Here is an 18155-nt window from a genome sequence, read left to right as displayed (position 1 = left end):
CGCGCGCTCCCGCGTCGACCAGAGGGACGATGACCGTGAAGACTTCCGCGAAAGCCCGCACCGCCGCGGCCGTACTGGGCCTGGCCGCGGCGCTGACCCTCGGGGCGGCGCTGATCCCCGGCGACCGGCCCGCCCCCGCGCCCGCCACCGCCGCCCCGGCCCGGGTGGAGCTCGCCGGGACGCCCGCCTCCGCCCTCTCCCTCGACGGCGCGATCAGGGCGCTGACCGACCGGCTCCGGCGGCTGCCCGCCGACCACCTCGCCTGGGCGCGGCTCGGCGCGGCCTACGTCCAGCAGGCGCGCGTCACCGCCGACCCGTCCTCCTACCCGCGCGCCGAGGAGGCGCTGGCCAGGGCCTCCGCGCTGAGCCCCGGCGACCCGGAGGTGCTCGGCGGCCTGGCCGCGCTCGCCGCCGGACGCCACGAGTTCGCCGAGGCCGTACGGCTCGCCCGCTCCTCGGTCGCCGCCAACCCCTACGGCCTGGACGCCCACGCGGTGCTGGCCGACGCCTACACCCAGCTCGGCCGGTACGGGGAGGCCGGGCGGGCCGTCGACAGGATGATGGAGCTGCGCCCCGGTGTCGCGGCCTTCACCCGGGCCTCCTACGACGCCGAGCTGAGGGGCGACCGCGCGACGGCCCGCCGGATGCTGGAACACGCGCTCTCCGACGCCTTCTCCCCCGCCGACGTCGCCTACTGCCGCCACTACCTGGGCGAGCTGGCCCTGCACTCCGGCGACGCGCGCGGCGCCGCCGAGCAGTACCGGCTCGCGCTGGAGGCCGACCCCGGCTTCGTCCCCGCCCTCGCGGGAGCCGCCAGAGCCGCCGCGCTCGACGGGCGCACCGCCGAGGCGATCGACCGCTACGCCACCGTGGTCGCGCGGCTGCCCCTCGCCCAGTACGTGGTCGAGTACGCCGAGGTGCTCGGCGCCGCGGGCAGGGACCCCTCCGAGCAGTGGGCCCTGCTGCGAGCACAACGGGACCTGACGCGGGCGGCCGGGGTACGGGACGACCTGACCTGGGCCGAGTACGAGGCCGACCACGGCTCCCCGGCGCTGGCCGTCACGCACGCGCGGGCCGAGTACGCCCGCAACCCGAACGTGGTCGCCGCCGACGCCCTGGCCTGGGCCCTGCACCGCGACGGCCGCAGCCGCGAGGCCCTGCCGTACGCGAGGAAGGCCACCGCCACCGGCTGGCGCAACGCCCTGCTGCTGCACCACCGCGCGGAGATCGAACGCGCCCTGGGCATGACCGCGGAGGCCCGGCGTTCCACCGCCCGCGCCCGCGCGGCCAACCCCTCCTTCTCTCCCGGCCTGCCCGCCCTCGCGAGGTTGTCATGAAGCTCCCAGAGGTCCAGAAACCGCCGACACGCGGCCCCGCGAAAACATCGCGGCCGACGAAGCCGTCGAGGTCTCCACGGCCATCGAGGCTGGTGAAGCCGGTGAGGCTCGCCCGGCTGGCGCGGATGGCGCGTGCGGTGCTCGGCGCGGCCCTCCCTGCCGTGACGGTCACGGTGTGCGCGCTCACCGCCCTCGCACCCCCGGCCACCGCCGCCACCACGACCGGCACCGCGACCGGCACAGCCACCGTGACCGCGACCGGCACGGCGACCGTGACCGCGACCGGCGCGCGGTTCGCGCACCCGCTGGGCAACTTCACCGTCAACCACTACAACGGCCTGCGGGTCGGCCGGGACCTGGTGGAGAACCTGGCGGTGGTGGACAGCGCCGAGCTGCCCACCCTCCAGGCCCGTCCCTCGGTGGACACCGACCGCTCGGGCACGGTCTCGGACTCCGAACGGTCGGCGTACGGCACCGCCCGCTGCGCCGAGCTCGCCTCCGCGCAACGCCTGGCGGTGAACGGGACCGCGACGCCCTGGCGCGTCGCCGAGAGCGCCTTCACCTACGAGCCCGGCCAGAGCGGCCTGGAGACCACCCGCCTGACCTGCCGTCTCTCCGCCGTCGCCGCCCCTCTCCAGGGGAACGGGACGATCTCGTTCGGCGACGGGTACCTCGCCGACCGGATCGGCTGGCGGGAGATCACGGCCGTGACGTCGGGAGGGGTACGGCTGGCGCGCTCGTCCGTGCCCGGCACGAGCGCCAGCCGGGAACTGCGGGCCTACCCGGACGGCCTGCTGTCCAGCCCGCTCGACCAGCGCACCGCCGAGCTGGGCGTGGCCCCGGGGACCGGCTCCGTGGCGGTCACGCTCCCGTTCGTGCCCGAGGGGCCGATCGCCGACGCGCTGGCCGCGCTGGACCGTACCTTCGTCGGCCTGATCGGTACCGACTCGCCCACCCTGCCGCTGGGGCTGCTCGCCGTCCTGCTGGCCACGGTCCTGGGCGCCGGGCACGCGCTCATCCCCGGTCACGGCAAGACCGTCATGGCCGCCTACCTCGCGGGCAGGAGGGGCCGCCCCCGTGACGCGCTGGTCGTCGGCGCCACCGTGACCGCCACCCACACCCTGGGCGTCATCGTGGTCGGCCTCCTGCTGAGCGCCTTCTCCGCGCTCACCGGGGAGGGGGTCCTCGCCTGGCTCGGCCTCGCCAGCGGCCTGCTGATCTCCGCCGTGGGCGTCCGCCTGCTGCTGTCCGCCTGGCGCGCCTACCGCACCGGCGAGGCCCCGCCCCACGGCCACTTCGGCCACGGACATGGGCACGGGCACGGACACTTCGGTCACGGCCACGGCCACGGTCACGGTCACGGGCATCTCGACCACGGGCACGACCGGCTCGCCGAGGAGGGCCGTACCGTGGCGCTGCTAGAGCGGGACGGAACCGCTCCCGGCGAGGAGGCCGTACGGTCACGGGACGACGAAATCGCCCGCGTGGGTGGCGAGAAGGCGGCGCCCTCGAAGGGCGGGCTCGTGGGCATGGGGGTGGCCGGGGGGCTCGTGCCCAGCCCGTCGGCGCTCGTCGTCCTGCTCGGGGCGATCGCGCTCGGCCGCACCTGGTACGGGATCGCGCTGGTCCTCGCCTACGGCGTGGGGATGGCGGGCACGCTCACCGCCACCGGACTGCTCCTGGTCAAGCTCACCGGGCGGCTCGACCGCCTGGCCACGGCGGGCGGCGGCCTCGCGGCCCGCGTCTCGGCCTTCGCCCCGGTCGGCACCGCCGCCCTCGTCGTCCTGCTCGGCCTGGGACTGGCCCTGCGGGGCCTCACAGGCCCCCTCTAGGTAACCCGCCTCTAGATGTCCCGCCAGGCGCTACCACCGGTGTCCCGCCGACGCGGAGTCGGCTCCGAAAGGAGCCCGTCGGCGGGACACCGGTGGCCGGTGCGGGAGTCACCTCCGGCGGGCGCCGTACTCCTTGCGCATCTCCGCGACGGTGTCCAGGATCTCGTCCTGGGTCTTCAGAAGCTTCGCCTCGGCCTCCTCGGTTCTGGCCTCGGCCACCTTCCGGCGGTCACCCGTCCGGCTGGCCAGCTTCAGCTTCGCCTTGGCCTTCATTTCGCGCAGGTTGAGCTTCTCCATGAGACCCATGATCAGCACCCTTCAGCAGAGAGAACCCCCAACTGCCCTGCGGGCGGCCGACTATGCGTCCCAGAAGCTTTCTCGTCTCCCTCGGGTCCCCGGCCTCACCACCGGCCCGGCCTTCTCAGTCGGGGTCGGGGGCTCAGTCGGGGTCGGGGGCTCAGTCGGGGTCGGGGGCTCAGTCGGGGTCGGGGACGTCGTCGTAGTCGACGTCGCCCTCCTCGGCGCGGCGGAGGCCGATGTCCTCCACCCAGGCGCAGGCGAACCTGCGGATCTCCATGATCTGCTCGCCGTCCACGCCGTACGCCTCGAAGTCCTCGTCGGCGATCAGGTCGACGAACTCCAGCCGCATCACCAGCTCGGCGAGCGAGAACTCCTCGTTGTGCAGGCGGGCGAGGTGTTCGAGATCGCGGAAGCCGTACAGGTGGGAGACGGAGGCGATGTCGATCACGTCGCGGGCGAGGCTGCGCTCGTGCAAGGCTCGCATCTTCAGGCCGACCGCGTCGTCCAGGGAGACGACGGAGACGTCGCCGACGATCACGGGCTGCTGCTGGAACGCCTCCCTGAGCAGGTCGAACTCGCAGCTCTGCTCGGTCACCGGGTCGCTGACCACGAGGCGGCCCATCCGGGGCGTCACCTCCGTCAGGGTGACCTCCAGCCCGGCCTCCCTGAACGCCTCGGCCATCCCCTCGGCGACCTCGGGCAGCGGCGTCTCGGCGGCGGTGGCGAAGTCGAGGTCGTTGCTCGGGCGTTCGGTGAAGCCGTGGGCGTTCATCGCGTAACCGCCCGCGAGGACCAGCCCGAACCGGGTGCAGGCGGGCAGCGCGGCCTCCAGCATCCGCTGCTGGAAGGGCGGCAGGATCACCGCTCCCACCCCGGCGTCACGGCGCCCACCCCGGCGTCACGTCCCGTCGCGGCGTCACGTCCGTCCCGGAATCCCGTCCCGGCGTCACGGACGCCCCCGGGGCCCGTCTCGGCGGCACGCCCGATCCCGGCTCCCGGCACGGGGTCGTGCCGCCACCCCAGGGCGGCGATCTTGGTTTCCCAGGCCCTCCGGTAGCTCGGCCCGATGCCCCGGCGCAGGGTCGGCCAGTCGGCCACGAGGAGCTCGGCGTTCAGGTAGGACTCGGCGTCGGAGCGGCCGCCGCCGGTGATGACCGTGCGGTAGAGGCTCATCCGCAGCAGCGGGTTCACCAGGTCGTACTCGGTGAGCCCGGACCAGCCGAGGTGCACGGGCAGGGCGACCGTCCCCGTCGCCGGGCCGCGCAGGTCGGCCAGCGATTCGGGGACGCGCTGCTCCACGCCGTCCCAGCGGGAAGGAAGCGTACTCACGCCCTCCAGTATGCCCGCCGTTCGCCCGAGGTCCACGGGGCGCGCGGGCTCAGCGACGGGAACGGCGGCGGGTGGAGGGGAGATCGTGGCGGCCGGAGAGGAACTCCTGGAAGGCGATCTTGCCGCGGATCACCGGGCGGCGCCAGCGCTCCTCGCGCCCCTCGGCCCTCGCCATCTTGCGGGGCTGCGGGCGCCGGGAGTCCGGCGCGAAGAACCAGTGCGCCCAGGGCGATCCCGGGCGGGCCAGCCGTACCGCGCCGGGCACCAGGAGGATCGGGACGAAGAGCCCGGCGAGACCCGTCCAGATCTTGCCCTTGAGCAGCGTGATCACGGCGAGCACGAGGTTGGTCACGATGAAGCCGACCGTGAGCCACGTGCCGCGGGGCTCGCCGTCGTAGTCCTCCCAGCCGAGGGGGCGCAGGCCGAGCAGGAGGAGGGCGGTGATCGCGACGGCGATGAACACCGCGTCGACCGACGCCCGGCCCTCCTCCTCCCAGTAGACGTCGTGCAGGTGCAGGATCAGCGCGAACTCGTCCAGGATCAGGGCGGCCCCGGCGCCGAAGACGGCCGCCGTCACGGCGTACCAGCCGTCGGAGACCCCCGAGACGATGAGGCCGGACACCCCGCCGAGCAGGGTCAGCACCACCCCGAACACCACGTGGTGGATGTGCATCTCGCCGACGTTGACGTTGCCGAACCAGCCGATCTTGGCGCGGATGAGGCGGACGTTGATCCTGGTGAACAGGAAGACGGCGATCAGCGCGACGAAGAAACAGAACAGCGGCAGCCGTCCTGTGTCCATGATTCGCTCTCGGAACAAATCCCCCACCATTCCCCAGGCTATGTGAGGGGAGGCCCCCGGCAGGCGCGGGAGTCCCGGCGGCACGGCGGTTTTCCGGCCTGCTCGGACAAACTTCCCGGGTGCCCGTACGGGTTTCCCGGGCGCCCGTACGAGGCCCGGACGCCCGCCCGAGGTCCGTACGAGATCCGCCCGAGGTCCGTACGAGATCCACGCGAGGTCCGTACGAGACCCGTGCGAGGTCCACACGAGATCCCGTACAAGATCCGTACGAGATCTCGTACAAGATCCGCGGCAGGCCCGGCGAGGCGCGCGCCGCGTGTCAGGTGAGGAATCCGCGCAGCAGTGCCGCCGTCCCCTCCAGGTGTTCGGCCACGGCGCGGCGCGCGGCCTCCGGGTCCCCGGCGAGGATCGCCGTCACGATCGCCTGGTGCTGGACCGCGGCGTGCTCGATGTTGCGCTGGAGCACCGGGATGGCGTTGAGCAGGTCGGCGACCCGGAGCCTGGCGTCGGCGCAGGTTCCGGCGAGCAGGGTGGAGCCGGTCAGCTCGGCGATGGCCAGGTGGAAGGCCGTGTCGAGACGGCGGTAGTCGTCGGGCCCGGCCGCGTTGACCTCGCGCAGCCTCTCCCGCAGGGCCTCGCGCCGCTCCTCGGTGAGCGGGGCGGTGGCGAGCACCTGGGCCGCGCCGCACTCGACCGCCATCCTGAAGGTGAGCGCGTCGGACAGGTCGTCGGTGCCCATGTCGACCACGGCCCTGCGCAGGTCGTCCCGGTGCGGGCGGGGCGGGGCGTAGGTGAGGAAGGCGCCGCCGTACCGGCCGCGGCGGACCTCCAGGTAGCCCGCGTCCTGCAGCTCGCGGATGGCCTCGCGCAGGGTGACCCTGCTGATCCCGAGCTGGGCGGCGAGCTCCCGCTCCGGCGGGAGTTTCTCGGCCACCAGTCCCAGTTTGATGACCTGGAGCAGGCGCTCCACGGTCTCCTCGAACGCGTTGCCCGCGCGCACCGGCCGCAGCACGGCGGTCAACCGCGACACCTCGTCCAATTATCCCCTCCGGCCCTTGACAAGGCTCCCCCCGCTACACGTCAATGGTCTGACACTAGCCCAATAGAACCCCGACGAGGAGGGCATGTGGACGTCACCGAGCTCCACGACGAGGTGCGGGCAGGGCGGATCGACACCGTGCTGCTGGCGGTCGTCGACATGCAGGGCCGCCTCCAGGGGAAACGCCTGTCGGGACGCTACTTCGTGGAGGAGGTGCTGCGGCACGCCTCCGAGGGCTGCAACTACCTGCTCGCGGTCGACGTCGACATGAACACGGTCGACGGGTACGCCATGTCGTCGTGGGAGCGCGGATACGGCGACTTCGTCATGAAGCCCGATATGTCCACCCTGCGCCGCGTGCCGTGGCAGGAGGGGACGGCCCTGGTGATGGCCGACCTGGTCTGGGAGGACGGCTCCGACGTGACCGCCTCGCCGCGCCAGATCCTGCGCCGCCAGCTCGCCCGGCTCGACGAGCGGGGCTGGGGCGCCTTCGTCGGGACCGAGCTGGAGTTCGTCGTCTTCAACGACACCTACGAGGACGCCTGGCGCCGCGGCTACCGCGACCTGACCCCTTCCAACCTCTACAACGTCGACTACTCCCTCCTCGGCACCGCCAGGGTCGAGCCGCTGCTGCGCAGGATCAGGCTCGGCATGGAGGGCGCGGGCATGTACGTCGAGTCGGCCAAGGGCGAGTGCAACCTCGGCCAGCACGAGATCGCCTTCCGCTTCGGCGAGGCCCTGTCCAGCTGCGACAACCACTCGATCTACAAGAACGGCGCCAAGGAGATCGCCTCCCAGGAGGGCATGGCGATCACCTTCATGGCCAAGCCGAACCAGCGCGAGGGCAACTCCTGCCACATCCACATCTCGCTCAGGGACGCGGACGGCGAGCCGGTCATGTCCGGCTCCGGGCCGCACGGCCTGTCGGCGACGGGACAGCACTTCATCGCCGGCCAGATCGCGCTGATGCGCGAGCTCACCCTGCTGTACGCCCCGAACATCAACTCCTACAAGCGGTACGTGCCGGGCAGCTTCGCCCCCACCGCGGTCAAGTGGGGCGTGGACAACAGGACGTGCGCGCTGCGCCTGGTCGGCCACGGCCCCTCGCTGCGGATCGAGAACCGGGTGCCCGGCGGCGACGTCAACCCCTACCTCGCGGTCTCGGCGCTCGTCGCGGCCGGGCTGCACGGCATCGAGAACGAGCTGCCGCTTGAGGACGCGTTCGCGGGGAACGCCTACTCGTCGGGCGCGGAGACCGTGCCGAGCACGCTGCGGGGCGCGCTGGAGCTCTGGGAGGGCTCCGCGTTCGCGACGGCCGCCTTCGGTGAGGACGTCGTGGCGCACTACGCGAACAACGCCCGGGTCGAGCTGGCCGCCTTCGACGCGGCGGTGACCGACTGGGAGCTTTTCCGGGGATTCGAACGGATGTGAATGTGAAGATCATCAACCCGGCCACGGAAGAGGTCGTCGCCGAGGTCGAGATGGCGGACGCCGCCGAGACCGACCGGGCCGTGGAGCGCGCGAGGCGGGCCTTCGCGACCTGGCGCGACGTCGGCCCGGGAGACCGGGCCCGGCTGCTGCGCCGTTTCGCCTCGCTGGTGCGCGAGCACGCCGAGGAGCTGGCCCTGCTGGAGGTCGCCAACTCCGGGCACACGATCGGCAACGCCCGCTGGGAGGCGGGCAACGTCGCCGACGTGCTCGACTTCTACGCGGGGGCGCCCGAACGCAACCACGGCCTGCAGATCCCGGTGCCCGGCGGGCTGGATGTCACCTTCCGGGAGCCGCTGGGCGTCGTCGGCGTGATCGTGCCGTGGAACTTCCCGATGGTCATCATGACCTGGGGGCTCGCCCCGGCGCTGGCCGCGGGCAACACCGTGATCGTCAAGCCCGCCGAGTGGACGCCGCTCACCGCCCTGCGGGTGGCCGAGCTCGCCCTGGCCGCCGGCCTGCCCGAGGGGGTTTTCCAGGTGCTGCCGGGGGCCGGGGAGGTGGCGGGCACCCGGCTGGTCGGGCACCCCGGGGTGGCGAAGATCGTGTTCACCGGCTCGACCGAGGTCGGCAAGGAGATCGCCGCCACCTGCGCCGGGCAGGTCAAGCGGCTCACCCTGGAGCTGGGCGGCAAGAGCGCCAACGTGGTCTTCGCCGACGCCGACCTGGAGAGGGCGGCGGCGACCGCGCCGTACGCGGTGTTCGACAACGCGGGCCAGGACTGCTGCGCGCGCTCCCGGATCCTGGTCGAGCGCCCGGTCCACGACGAGTTCCTCGCGCGGTTCGGGGAGGCGGTGCTGGGCGTCAGGGTCGGCGACCCCCGCGACGAGGCCACCGAGATGGGCCCGCTGATCAGCGCCGAGCACCGGGAGCGGGTCGCCTCCTTCGTCACCGAGCCGCCCCACCTGCGGGGCACCTGCCCCTCCGGGCCGGGGTTCTGGTTCCCGCCGACGGTCCTGACGCCCGGCTCGGCGGACGACCGGGCGTTCACCGAGGAGATCTTCGGGCCCGTGGCGTCGGTGGTGCCGTTCGACGACGAGGCCGACGCCGTGCGGATCGCCAACGACACCCCGTACGGCCTGAGCGGGTCCATCTGGACCCGTGACGTCGGCCGGGCGCTCCGGGTGGCGAGGGCGGTCGAGGCGGGCAACCTCAGCGTCAACTCGCATTCGAGCGTCCGCTACTGGACCCCGTTCGGCGGTTTCAAGCAGTCGGGACTCGGCCGCGAGCTGGGGCCCGACGCCCTGTCAGCGTTCACCGAGATCAAGAACGTCTTCATTTCCGAGGAGTAGTAGCGATGCTGCGTTTGCAGGACCGGGTCGCCGTCATCACCGGCGCCGGAAGCGGGATCGGCCTGGCCACCGCGCGCCGGTTCGCCGAGGAGGGCGCCCGCGTCGTGTGCGTGGACCTGGACGAGACGACCGGTTCCAAGGCCGCCGACGAGGTCGGCGGGCTGTTCGTGCGGGCCGACGTGACCAGCGAGGACGACGTCGCCCGCACGTTCCAGACCGCTTTCGACACCTACGGCAGCGTGGACATCGCGTTCAACAACGCGGGCATCTCGCCGCCGGACGACGACTCGATCCTGGAGACAGGCATCGACGCCTGGCGCCGGGTCCAGGAGGTCAACCTCACCTCGGTCTACCTGTGCTGCAAGCACGTCATCCCGTACATGCGGCGGCAGGGCAAGGGGTCGATCATCAACACCGCGTCGTTCGTGGCCGTGATGGGGTCGGCGACCAGCCAGATCTCCTACACCGCGTCCAAGGGCGGGGTGCTGGCCATGTCGCGCGAGCTGGGCGTGCAGTTCGCCCGCGAGGGCATCCGGGTGAACGCGCTGTGCCCGGGACCGGTGAACACGCCGCTGCTGCGGGAGCTGTTCGCCAAGGACCCCGAGCGGGCGCAGCGCCGCCTGGTGCACATCCCGGTGGGCCGCTTCGCCGAGGCGTCCGAGATCGCCGCCGCGGTGGCGTTCCTCGCCTCGGACGACGCGAGCTTCATCACCGGCTCGGAGTTCCTGGTGGACGGCGGCATCTCCGGCGCGTACGTCACCCCGTTCTGAACACCGGCGTCACCCTGTTCCGAACACCGGCGTCATCCCGTTCCGCACACCGGCGACGGACGTCCCGGCACGGGCGCGCGGCGCGTCACCCCGCTCCGAGCCCCACCGGCGTCCGTCACCGCGCCCGGGACACCCGTGCCGTACGGCCACCCCGTGACGGCGTCCGTCACCGGTGTCCCGGCGCGCCCGTGCTGCCGCGCGGGGTGAGCCTGGCCGTCTCGGTCTGGACGCCGGCGACGTGCTCGCCCGCGATCAGCGCCAGCAGGCTCCGCGCGGCCTGGGCCCCGTAGTGGGGGATGTCCCGGCCGAGGGCGGTCAGGGCCGGTCGCACCACCTGGGAGAGGGGCGAGTCGTCCCAGGCCACGAGGGACAGGTCCGCGGGCACCTCCAGGCGCATCTCCTGCGCGACCGAGAGTCCGGCGACGGCCATGATGTCGTTGTCGTAGACGATCGCCGTCGGCCGGTTCGCGCCGCTGACCAGCCGCCGGGTGGCCCGCGCGCCCTCCTCCCCGGTGTAGTCCGTGTGCGCGACGGAGTGGGTGAGGCCGAGCTCGTCGCACGCGGCGGCGAAGGCCCGGTCGCGCAGGACGGTGTGCACCAGCGCGGGCAGCCCGGCGACCCTGGCGACCCGGCGGTGGCCGAGCGCGGCGAGATACTCCACCGTCTCCCTCATGGCCGCGCCGTCGTCGGACCAGACGGGGGCGAGCGAGCCGGTCTCCGACGGGTGGCCGATCACCACGGCCGGCAGGGCCATGTCCTCGATCTCGGGGACGCGCGGGTCGTCGAAGTGCAGGTCGACCAGGATGACGCCGTCGACGCGGCCCTCCCCCCACCACCTGCGGTAGACCTCCGTCTCCTGCGCGTGGCCGGTCACCATCTGCAGGAGCAGGGCGTAGGAGCGGGCCGACAGCTCGCTCTCGATGCCGCTGATCAGCTCCATGAAGAACGGTTCCATCCCCAGGACCCGCGCGGGGCGGCACACGGTCAGGCCGACGGCGCGGGCCCGTGCCCCGTTGAGGGCGCGCGCGGCGCTGTTGGGCTGCCAGCCGATCTCTCTCGCGATGGCCTTGATGGTGTTCCTTCTCGCCTCCGACACGCCCGGACGGTCGTTCAGCGCGTAGGAGACCGCGACCTTGGACACCCCCGCGCGACGAGCGATGTCGGCGATCGTCGGTCGCTTCACGAGCCCTCCCCTGAACCGGTTATCCGACGCGTTTCCGCTGCGCACTTTACTATGCGTGCCCCGGCTCCCGGCGATCCCCCCGACGGCCGACGACCCCCCGTGACCCCTGTGACCCCTCGTGATCAGCCGTCACGGTCGGACGCCCGCGCCCGCGGCAAGACCGGGGGCGGTGACTCCCGAGCCGTCTCCCCGGCGGCCGGTCCGCTTAACCACTTAACTCTCGCCGCGCGCCCCGCCGCCGCCCGCGACCCCCGCTCACGGCGGGTCCCCGGCGGCACGCCGTCCCGCCCCGGCCGGTAACGTGCGGGAAGGCACCGGGATCGGCACCACGGGCACGAGGGGCACCACGGGCACGATGGGCACCACGGGCACGATGGGCACGATGGGCACACGGCGCCAGGACCTCGGTGGAAGCACGGCGAAACAGGAGACCATGTCCCGTCCCGTCATCGGCATCACCTGTTACGTCGAGCCCGCGCGCTTCACCGTCTGGGAGACCACGACCGCGCTCCTGCCGTACGACTACGTCGACCACGTGGCCCGCGCGGGCGGGCAGCCGGTGATCCTGCCCCCGGCGGGCGACCCCGCGACGCTGGCGGAGCGCCTGGACGGGCTGATCCTGGCCGGTGGCGGGGACGTCGGCCCCGAGCGGTACGGGCAGGAGCCGCACGAGCGGACCGGCTACGTCCGGCCGTTCCGCGACGACGCGGAGCTGGGGCTGGTCCGGGCGGCGCTGGAGCGCGGCCTGCCCTTCCTGGGGGTCTGCCGGGGCATGCAGGTCCTGAACGTCTCGCTGGGCGGCACCCTCCACCAGCACCTGCCCGACGTGGTCGGCCACCCGGGGCACGCCCCGGCCCCCGGCCACTACGGCAGGATGCCGGTGTGGCTCGCCCCCGGCAGCCGGACCTCGAAGATCTTCGGGGCCGAGACCGTGGACGTGGCCCACTACCACCACCAGGCCCTCGACCGGCCAGCCCCGGGCCTCACGGTGACCGCCCACGCCGAGGACGGCACGATCGAGGCCGTGGAGGTGGACGACCACCCCTTCGCCGTCGCCGTCCAGTGGCATCCCGAGACCGACGACGAGTCGGCCCTGTTCGAGGCGCTCGTCCGGCACGCCACCCCCTGACCGGCGCGGATGAGGGCGGAGCAGGGTGGATCGGGGCGGATCCGGGGCGGCGAGGGGATTTCGCTCGGCCGGTGCGGGCGGTTAGGCTGGCCGCTGACACCGATGAATCCCGTGCGGGAGAGCGTCCTGACACCCAGGCCAGGACCCCTGAAGGAGCAAGCCCTCCCCGCGAACCTCTCAAGGCAAAGGACCGTGCGGGTAGGTGCCCTCTGGAAAGCAGGTCCCACGACCTCGCCGAAGGTGAAAATCCGGTAAAACCCGGATGAAACTCTCAGGCACCCACGACAGAGGGGGAGGATGCTCTCATCTGTCCCCTGTCTGAGGTGCGCACATGTCCCGACCTACGCCGCTGCGCGGCGTGCACGAGTCCCTCGGCGCGACGCTGACCGACTTCGCGGGCTGGCTGATGCCGCTCCGCTACGGCAGCGAGTCGGCCGAGCACAACGCGGTCCGCCAGGCGGCCGGCCTGTTCGACCTCTCCCACATGGGTGAGATCTTCGTGACCGGGCCGCAGGCCGCCGAGGCCCTCGACCACTCCCTGGTCGGCCACCTCTCCGCGCTGGAGCCCGGCCGCGCCCGCTACACGATGATCGTCGACGCCGAGGGCGGCGTGCTGGACGACCTGATCGTCTACCGGCTCGCCCCCGCCGAGTTCATGGTCGTCGCCAACGCCTCCAACTACCCGCGGGTGGCCGCCGAGCTGACCGGCCGCGCCAAGGGCTTCGACGCCGTGGTGGACGACCGCTCCGAGCGGTACGCGCTGGTCGCGATCCAGGGCCCGCGCTCCGCGGAGATCCTGGGCACGCTCACCGACGCCGACCTCGACGGGCTCAGGTACTACGCCGGCCTGCCCGCCGTCGTCGCGGGCCGCGAGGCCCTCATCGCCCGTACCGGCTACACCGGCGAGGACGGCTTCGAGCTGTTCGTCGCGGCCGGGGACGCGGAGCCGGTCTGGGCCGCCCTCACCGAGGCGGGCGCGCCGCACGGCCTCATCCCCGCGGGCCTGTCCGCCCGCGACACCCTCCGGCTGGAGGCCGGGATGCCGCTGTACGGCAACGAGCTGTCGGCCTCGCTCACCCCGTTCGACGCCGGGCTGGGCCGTGTGGTGAGGTTTGACAAGCCGGGCGACTTCGTCGGCCGGGCCGCCCTCGAAGCACGCAAGGACGTCCCGCCGTCGCGCCGCCTGGTCGGCCTGGTCGCGACCGGCCGCAGGGTGCCCCGGCACGGGTACCCGGTGGTGGTCGCCGGAGACGGCACGGTCGTCGGCGAGGTCACCAGCGGGGCGCCCTCCCAGTCACTGGGCAGGCCCATCGCGATGGCCTACGTGGACAACGGCCTGTCGTCAGGACTGGCCGTCGACATCAGGGGCAGCCACGAGCCGGTCGAGGTCGTCGCACTGCCCTTCTACAGGAGGAAAAAATGAGCAGCATTCCCGAGGAACTGCACTACACCAAGGAACACGAGTGGATCTCCGGCATCGATGACGGCCTGACCCTCACCGTCGGCATCACCGCCTACGCCGCCGAGGCGCTGGGCGACGTGGTCTACGTGCAGGTCCCCGAGGTCGGCTCGGCCGTCGCCTCCGGTGACGCCGTCGGCGAGGTCGAGTCGACCAAGTCGGTGAGCGACATCTTCGCGCCGGTCTCCGGCGAGGTCGTCGAGGTCAACCAGGCCGTCGTGGACGACCCCTCGCTGGTCAACAGCGACTCCTACGGCGACGGCTGGCTGTTCCGCGTACGCCTCGAGGGCTCCGCCGACGACCTGCTGTCGCCGGAGGAGTACGCCGCGCTCACCTCGGGTGAGTCCTAAGCCTCTCCCCCCTCGCGTCACGGCCACGCGCGTCCCCGGGCGCGCGTGGCCGTCCACGCTGGAAGGATTCAGATGACGATCAGCGTCTTCGATCTCTTCAAGATCGGAATCGGCCCGTCCAGCTCGCACACCGGCGGCCCGATGGCCGCCGCCCACAAGTTCGCCCGCGGCCTCGACCGGGACGGGCTCCTGGAGAAGACCGCCCGGGTGAGCGCCATCCTGTACGGCTCGCTGGGCCTGACCGGCAAGGGCCACGGCAGCGACAAGGCCGTGCTGCTCGGCCTGTCGGGCGAGAAGCCCGAGCTGGTCGACGTCGACACGGTCGACGAGCGCCTCGCCGCCATGCGCGAGTCCGGCACCCTCTCCCTGTACGGCTCCCGTGAGATCCCCTTCGTCATCGGCGAGGACCTCGTCTTCGAACGCAAGATCTCGCTCCCCGGCCACCCCAACGGCATGCGCTTCACCGCGCTGTCCGAGTCCGGCGAGACGGTCCGCGAGAAGGTCTACTACTCGGTGGGCGGCGGCTTCGTCGTCGACGAGAACGCCACCGGCGCCGACCGGATCAAGCCCGACGACACCGTCCTGCCGTACCCCTTCACCACGGCCGCGGAATTGCTCGCCCAGTGCGCGGAGACCGGGCTGTCGATCTCCGGGCTGATGCTGGAGAACGAGCAGGCGTTCGGCCGCACCGAGGCCGAGATCCGCGACCAGCTGCTCGTCCTGTGGCGGGTCATGAGCGAGTGCGTGCAGCGCGGCATCGGCAAGGAGGGCGTGCTGCCCGGCGGCCTGAAGGTCCGCCGCCGCGCCCACCAGCTCCACCGGCAGCTGCGCAGCGAGTCGGCGGAGAAGGACTCGCTGCAGACGATGGACTGGGTCTCGCTGTTCGCCCTCGCGGTCAACGAGGAGAACGCCGCCGGGGGCCGCATCGTCACCGCGCCCACCAACGGCGCCGCGGGCATCATCCCGGCCGTGCTCACCTACTACGACCGCTTCACCAAGGACTCCGACGACGAGGGCGTGATCCGCTTCCTGCTGACCGCGGGGGCGATCGGCGTGCTGTTCAAGGAGAACGCCTCCATCTCCGGCGCCGAGGTCGGCTGCCAGGGCGAGGTCGGCTCGGCCTGCTCGATGGCCGCCGCCGGGCTCACCGAGGTGATGGGCGGGACCCCGGAGCAGGTCGAGAACGCCGCCGAGATCGGCATCGAGCACAACCTGGGGCTGACCTGCGACCCGATCGGCGGCCTGGTGCAGATCCCGTGCATCGAGCGCAACGCGGTCGCCTCGATCAAGGCCATCGCCGCCGCCAGGATCGCGATGCGCGGCGACGGCCGCCACTTCGTCTCGCTGGACAAGGCCATCAAGACGATGCGCGACACCGGCCGCGACATGCTCGACAAGTACAAGGAGACCAGCCGGGGAGGGCTCGCGGTCAACGTCATCGAGTGCTGAGCGGGCACGGGACGGGCCTGGGACCTCCGGTGGCCGGGGGTTCCCGGCGCGCGGGGAGCCACGGGTCTCGGGCCGACGCGCGGGGAAGGGTCACGGGTCCCCGGACCGGCGCTCGGGAGGAGAGTCACGGGTCCCTGGGAACATACAACCCGATCACCAACAAATTTCGCATCACGTGCAAGACCCTCCGATCCCGCGCCTATGCTGGGTGGCCATGTGAGCGGGACTCGGGAGGTCGCGGTGGTAACGGGAACGCACCCGGCGGGCCGTTCCCGTCGCTCCCAGCGCCCCGCGAAACCCTCCCGCCCCCTGCGGACGCTCCGCTTCGTCCGGTCGCACTGGCTCTTCGTCACCGCCCTGCTGGCGGGTGGCGGCCTGCGGGTCCTCGCCATGCTCGGCTACCGGCCCGCCCTGTGGTTCTGGGCCGACTCCTTCGTCTACCTGAACGCGGGGCTCGACCCCCGCCCCCTGGAGTCCCGCCCGGCGGGCTACGCGCTGTTCCTGTGGATCCTCAAGCCGCTGTCCAGCATCCCCGCGGTGGTCGCGGTGCAGCACCTGCTCGGGCTGGTCGTGGCCGTCTGCGTCTACCTGCTGCTGCGCAGGCTGGGCGGGCTGCCCGGGTGGGGCGCGACGCTCGCCTCACTGCCGGTGCTGCTGGACGCCTACCAGCTCCAGCTCGAACACCTCGTCATGGCGGACCTGCTCTTCCAGTTCCTGGCGGTGCTCGCGGTCACGCTGCTGCTGTGGCGGCGGCGCCCCGCGGTGTGGGTCGCGGCGCTGGCCGGAGCGCTGCTCGCCGCGGCGACCGTCACCCGCACGATCGGGCTGCCGCTGATCGCCGTGGCGCTGGCCTGCATGCTGCTCCGCCGGGCCGGGTGGCGGGCGGTCGTCGCCGCGACGCTGGCCGCCGCGATCGGCCTGGGCTCGTACGCGGCCTGGTTCAGGACCGAGCACGGCAACTTCGGGCTGACCAGGGGAAACGCCTTCCTCTGGGCGCGGACGATGACCTTCGCCGACTGCGACAGGATCCACCCGGCCGGTCCCGAGGCGGCCCTGTGCCCCGTCGAGCCGCTCGGGCGGCGCCCGGCGCCGCCGGTCTACATCTGGGACGGCGACTCGCCGCTGAACAAGGTCAAGGGCAGCTGGGCGGAGCGCGACGCGCTCGCGGGCGCCTTCGCCACCCAGGCGATCATGGCCCAGCCGTTCGACTTCCTGCGGGCGGGCCTGAGCGACGCGGCCCACATCTTCGACTGGAACCGGCGCGTCTACCCGGCCCCCGGGCCGCAGAGCGCCTACGTCTTCCCCGACACCGTGCGCCCCTTCTCCCCGGGGGCCGCCTCGCAGGGCAGGACCGCCGAACAGCTGACCGTGGCCTACCAGGGCTCGTCGGGGGCGCCGGTGATGGCCGAGCCGTACGCGGGCTGGCTGCGCGGCTACCAGGAGTACGCCTTCGTGCGGGGCCCGTACCTCGGGGTGATCCTGCTGGTCGGCCTGGTCGGCGTGCTGATGCGGCTGCGGCGGCTCGGCGGCGCGGTGCTGCTGCCCTGGGCGGCGGGGACGATGCTGCTGATCCTGCCGCCCTTCATCGCGGCCTTCGACCACCGCTACGTCATCCCCGCCCTCCCGCTGGCCTGCCTCGCCGCCGGGCTCGCCTTCGGGTCCAGGCACGAGGAGAACGCCCCCGAGCCCGCGGCCGTCGTGCCGGACGAGGATCCGCCGTACGAGGGCCCCGGCGACGAGGACCCGTCGTACGACACGACGAGCGACCGGCCGGTGTACGCGAGTCCCGTCGGGGAGGCGGGGTACGGGTCGTACGAGGGACAGGGCTACCGGGGTACCGCGGCGCACGGAGGCGCCGGGTACGGAGACACCGGGTACAGGGGCACCGCGTACGGGACCTCCTCGTACGGGGACACCGCCTACGGGAACACGACGGAACGGCCCGTGTACGGCGCGACCGGCGAACGGTCCGCGTACGGGGGAACGGCCGAACGGTCCGCGTACGGCCCCACGGGTGAGCGATCCGCGTACGGGGGGACGGGTGAGCGGCCGGTGCCCGGGGGGTCAGCGGCGGCGGACGTGCAGGCGAACCACCACGCCGAGTTCTACCTCCCCGAGCGCCCGTCGGACCTTCCCCACCGCGTCCCGGTTCAGCCGGGCCACGAGTTTGCCGACGTCGGCCGCGGGCGCGCAGGCGACCCCGATGCGCAGCCGCTCGTGCCTTATGTACCTGACGCGAACACGAGTGAGCCCTTCGACTTCTTTAAGAGCAACCCCGAGCATGGCGGTCCCCGTCCCGGTCCGCCTGCCCCACCGCCCCCATCCCAGGGCGTGTAGCAGCCACCGCACCGCCAGGAGGGCCAGCGCCACCAGCAGCAGCGCGACCAGCCAGCCCA

The 18155-nt window shown here is 72.8% G+C and carries 16 protein-coding genes and 2 riboswitches; of the genes, 10 read left to right on the top strand and 6 right to left on the bottom strand.

The window, feature by feature from the left end; genetic code table 11:
* The first annotated feature begins 35 nt into the window (after positions 1–35).
* Entirely contained in the window at positions 36–1337 is a 1302-nt protein-coding gene (locus ABT053_RS30695) for a tetratricopeptide repeat protein (protein WP_350973644.1), read from the top strand.
* 92 nt (positions 1338–1429) lie between these two features.
* Positions 1430–3169: a nickel/cobalt transporter gene (locus ABT053_RS30690; RefSeq protein WP_350973643.1), complete on the top strand. Its 1740-nt coding sequence runs from the start codon at positions 1430–1432 to the stop codon at positions 3167–3169.
* Positions 3170–3277: 108 nt separating this feature from the next.
* On the opposite strand, the gene ABT053_RS30685 is transcribed toward ABT053_RS30690, so the two are convergent.
* From ABT053_RS30685 to ABT053_RS30665, 5 genes are all read right to left on the bottom strand, one after another.
* Positions 3278–3466 carry a hypothetical protein gene (locus ABT053_RS30685; RefSeq protein WP_350973641.1) on the bottom strand — a complete coding sequence of 63 codons (189 nt, stop codon included), beginning with the start codon at positions 3464–3466 and terminating at the stop codon, positions 3278–3280.
* 178 nt (positions 3467–3644) lie between these two features.
* Complete coding sequence (locus tag ABT053_RS30680; RefSeq protein ID WP_350973639.1) at positions 3645–4331, bottom strand: nucleotidyl transferase AbiEii/AbiGii toxin family protein; 687 nt, start codon at positions 4329–4331, stop codon at positions 3645–3647.
* Positions 4328–4798, bottom strand: coding sequence for a hypothetical protein (locus ABT053_RS30675; protein WP_350973638.1), 471 nt, complete (start codon positions 4796–4798; stop codon positions 4328–4330). The genes ABT053_RS30680 and ABT053_RS30675 overlap by 4 nt, the downstream gene beginning before the upstream one ends.
* Positions 4799–4847: 49 nt before the next feature.
* Positions 4848–5600: a hypothetical protein gene (locus ABT053_RS30670; RefSeq protein WP_350973636.1), complete on the bottom strand. Its 753-nt coding sequence runs from the start codon at positions 5598–5600 to the stop codon at positions 4848–4850.
* 319 nt (positions 5601–5919) lie between these two features.
* A complete protein-coding gene (locus ABT053_RS30665) occupies positions 5920–6639 on the bottom strand; it encodes a FadR/GntR family transcriptional regulator (protein ID WP_350973634.1) in 720 nt (239 codons plus the stop codon).
* 87 nt (positions 6640–6726) lie between these two features.
* Between ABT053_RS30665 and ABT053_RS30660 the strand changes: the two genes are divergently transcribed.
* The 3 genes from ABT053_RS30660 to ABT053_RS30650 are packed head-to-tail and all read left to right on the top strand — an operon-like array spanning position 6727 to position 10189.
* Complete coding sequence (locus ABT053_RS30660; protein ID WP_350973632.1) at positions 6727–8070, top strand: glutamine synthetase family protein; 1344 nt, start codon at positions 6727–6729, stop codon at positions 8068–8070.
* A 2-nt stretch (positions 8071–8072) separates the two neighbouring features.
* The gene (locus tag ABT053_RS30655) at positions 8073–9419 is read left to right on the top strand and encodes an aldehyde dehydrogenase family protein (RefSeq protein ID WP_350973631.1); all 1347 of its coding nucleotides are present in this window, start codon (positions 8073–8075) and stop codon (positions 9417–9419) included.
* 5 nt (positions 9420–9424) lie between these two features.
* Complete coding sequence (locus tag ABT053_RS30650) at positions 9425–10189, top strand: 3-oxoacyl-ACP reductase (RefSeq protein ID WP_350973629.1); 765 nt, start codon at positions 9425–9427, stop codon at positions 10187–10189.
* A gap of 166 nt (positions 10190–10355) precedes the next feature.
* On the opposite strand, the gene ABT053_RS30645 is transcribed toward ABT053_RS30650, so the two are convergent.
* The gene (locus tag ABT053_RS30645; RefSeq protein WP_350973628.1) at positions 10356–11372 is read right to left on the bottom strand and encodes a LacI family DNA-binding transcriptional regulator; all 1017 of its coding nucleotides are present in this window, start codon (positions 11370–11372) and stop codon (positions 10356–10358) included.
* A 301-nt stretch (positions 11373–11673) separates the two neighbouring features.
* On the opposite strand from ABT053_RS30645, the gene ABT053_RS30640 reads away from it, so the two are divergent.
* From ABT053_RS30640 to ABT053_RS30620, 5 genes are all read left to right on the top strand, one after another.
* On the top strand, positions 11674–12501 hold the full coding sequence (locus ABT053_RS30640; RefSeq protein WP_350973626.1) for a gamma-glutamyl-gamma-aminobutyrate hydrolase family protein: 828 nt from the start codon (positions 11674–11676) through the stop codon (positions 12499–12501).
* Between the two features lie 104 nt (positions 12502–12605).
* A riboswitch (glycine riboswitch) is annotated at positions 12606–12704 on the top strand.
* Positions 12705–12799: riboswitch (glycine riboswitch) on the top strand.
* 33 nt (positions 12800–12832) lie between these two features.
* Complete coding sequence (gcvT, locus tag ABT053_RS30635; protein WP_350973624.1) at positions 12833–13924, top strand: glycine cleavage system aminomethyltransferase GcvT; 1092 nt, start codon at positions 12833–12835, stop codon at positions 13922–13924.
* Positions 13921–14310: a glycine cleavage system protein GcvH gene (gene gcvH / locus ABT053_RS30630; RefSeq protein ID WP_350973622.1), complete on the top strand. Its 390-nt coding sequence runs from the start codon at positions 13921–13923 to the stop codon at positions 14308–14310. The genes gcvT and gcvH overlap by 4 nt, the downstream gene beginning before the upstream one ends.
* A gap of 72 nt (positions 14311–14382) precedes the next feature.
* Positions 14383–15759, top strand: coding sequence for an L-serine ammonia-lyase (locus ABT053_RS30625; protein ID WP_350973621.1), 1377 nt, complete (start codon positions 14383–14385; stop codon positions 15757–15759).
* 240 nt (positions 15760–15999) lie between these two features.
* A complete protein-coding gene (locus ABT053_RS30620; RefSeq protein ID WP_350973619.1) occupies positions 16000–18096 on the top strand; it encodes a hypothetical protein in 2097 nt (698 codons plus the stop codon).
* Positions 18097–18155: the final 59 nt, after the last annotated feature.

This window comes from Streptosporangium sp. NPDC002524 (genome assembly GCF_040295985.1).
GTDB lineage: Bacteria > Actinomycetota > Actinomycetes > Streptosporangiales > Streptosporangiaceae > Streptosporangium.
Note: the sequence above shows the minus strand (reverse complement) of the source record. Positions and strands in the feature narration are given on the sequence as shown.

Coding starts and splice junctions, on each gene's coding strand:
- ABT053_RS30685 (WP_350973641.1), bottom strand. CDS start 3,466: ATGGAGAAGCTCAACCTGCGCGAAATGAAGGCCAAGGCGAAGCTGAAG.
- ABT053_RS30670 (WP_350973636.1), bottom strand. CDS start 5,600: ATGGACACAGGACGGCTGCCGCTGTTCTGTTTCTTCGTCGCGCTGATC.
- ABT053_RS30650 (WP_350973629.1), top strand. CDS start 9,425: ATGCTGCGTTTGCAGGACCGGGTCGCCGTCATCACCGGCGCCGGAAGC.
- gcvT (WP_350973624.1), top strand. CDS start 12,833: ATGTCCCGACCTACGCCGCTGCGCGGCGTGCACGAGTCCCTCGGCGCG.
- gcvH (WP_350973622.1), top strand. CDS start 13,921: ATGAGCAGCATTCCCGAGGAACTGCACTACACCAAGGAACACGAGTGG.
- ABT053_RS30625 (WP_350973621.1), top strand. CDS start 14,383: ATGACGATCAGCGTCTTCGATCTCTTCAAGATCGGAATCGGCCCGTCC.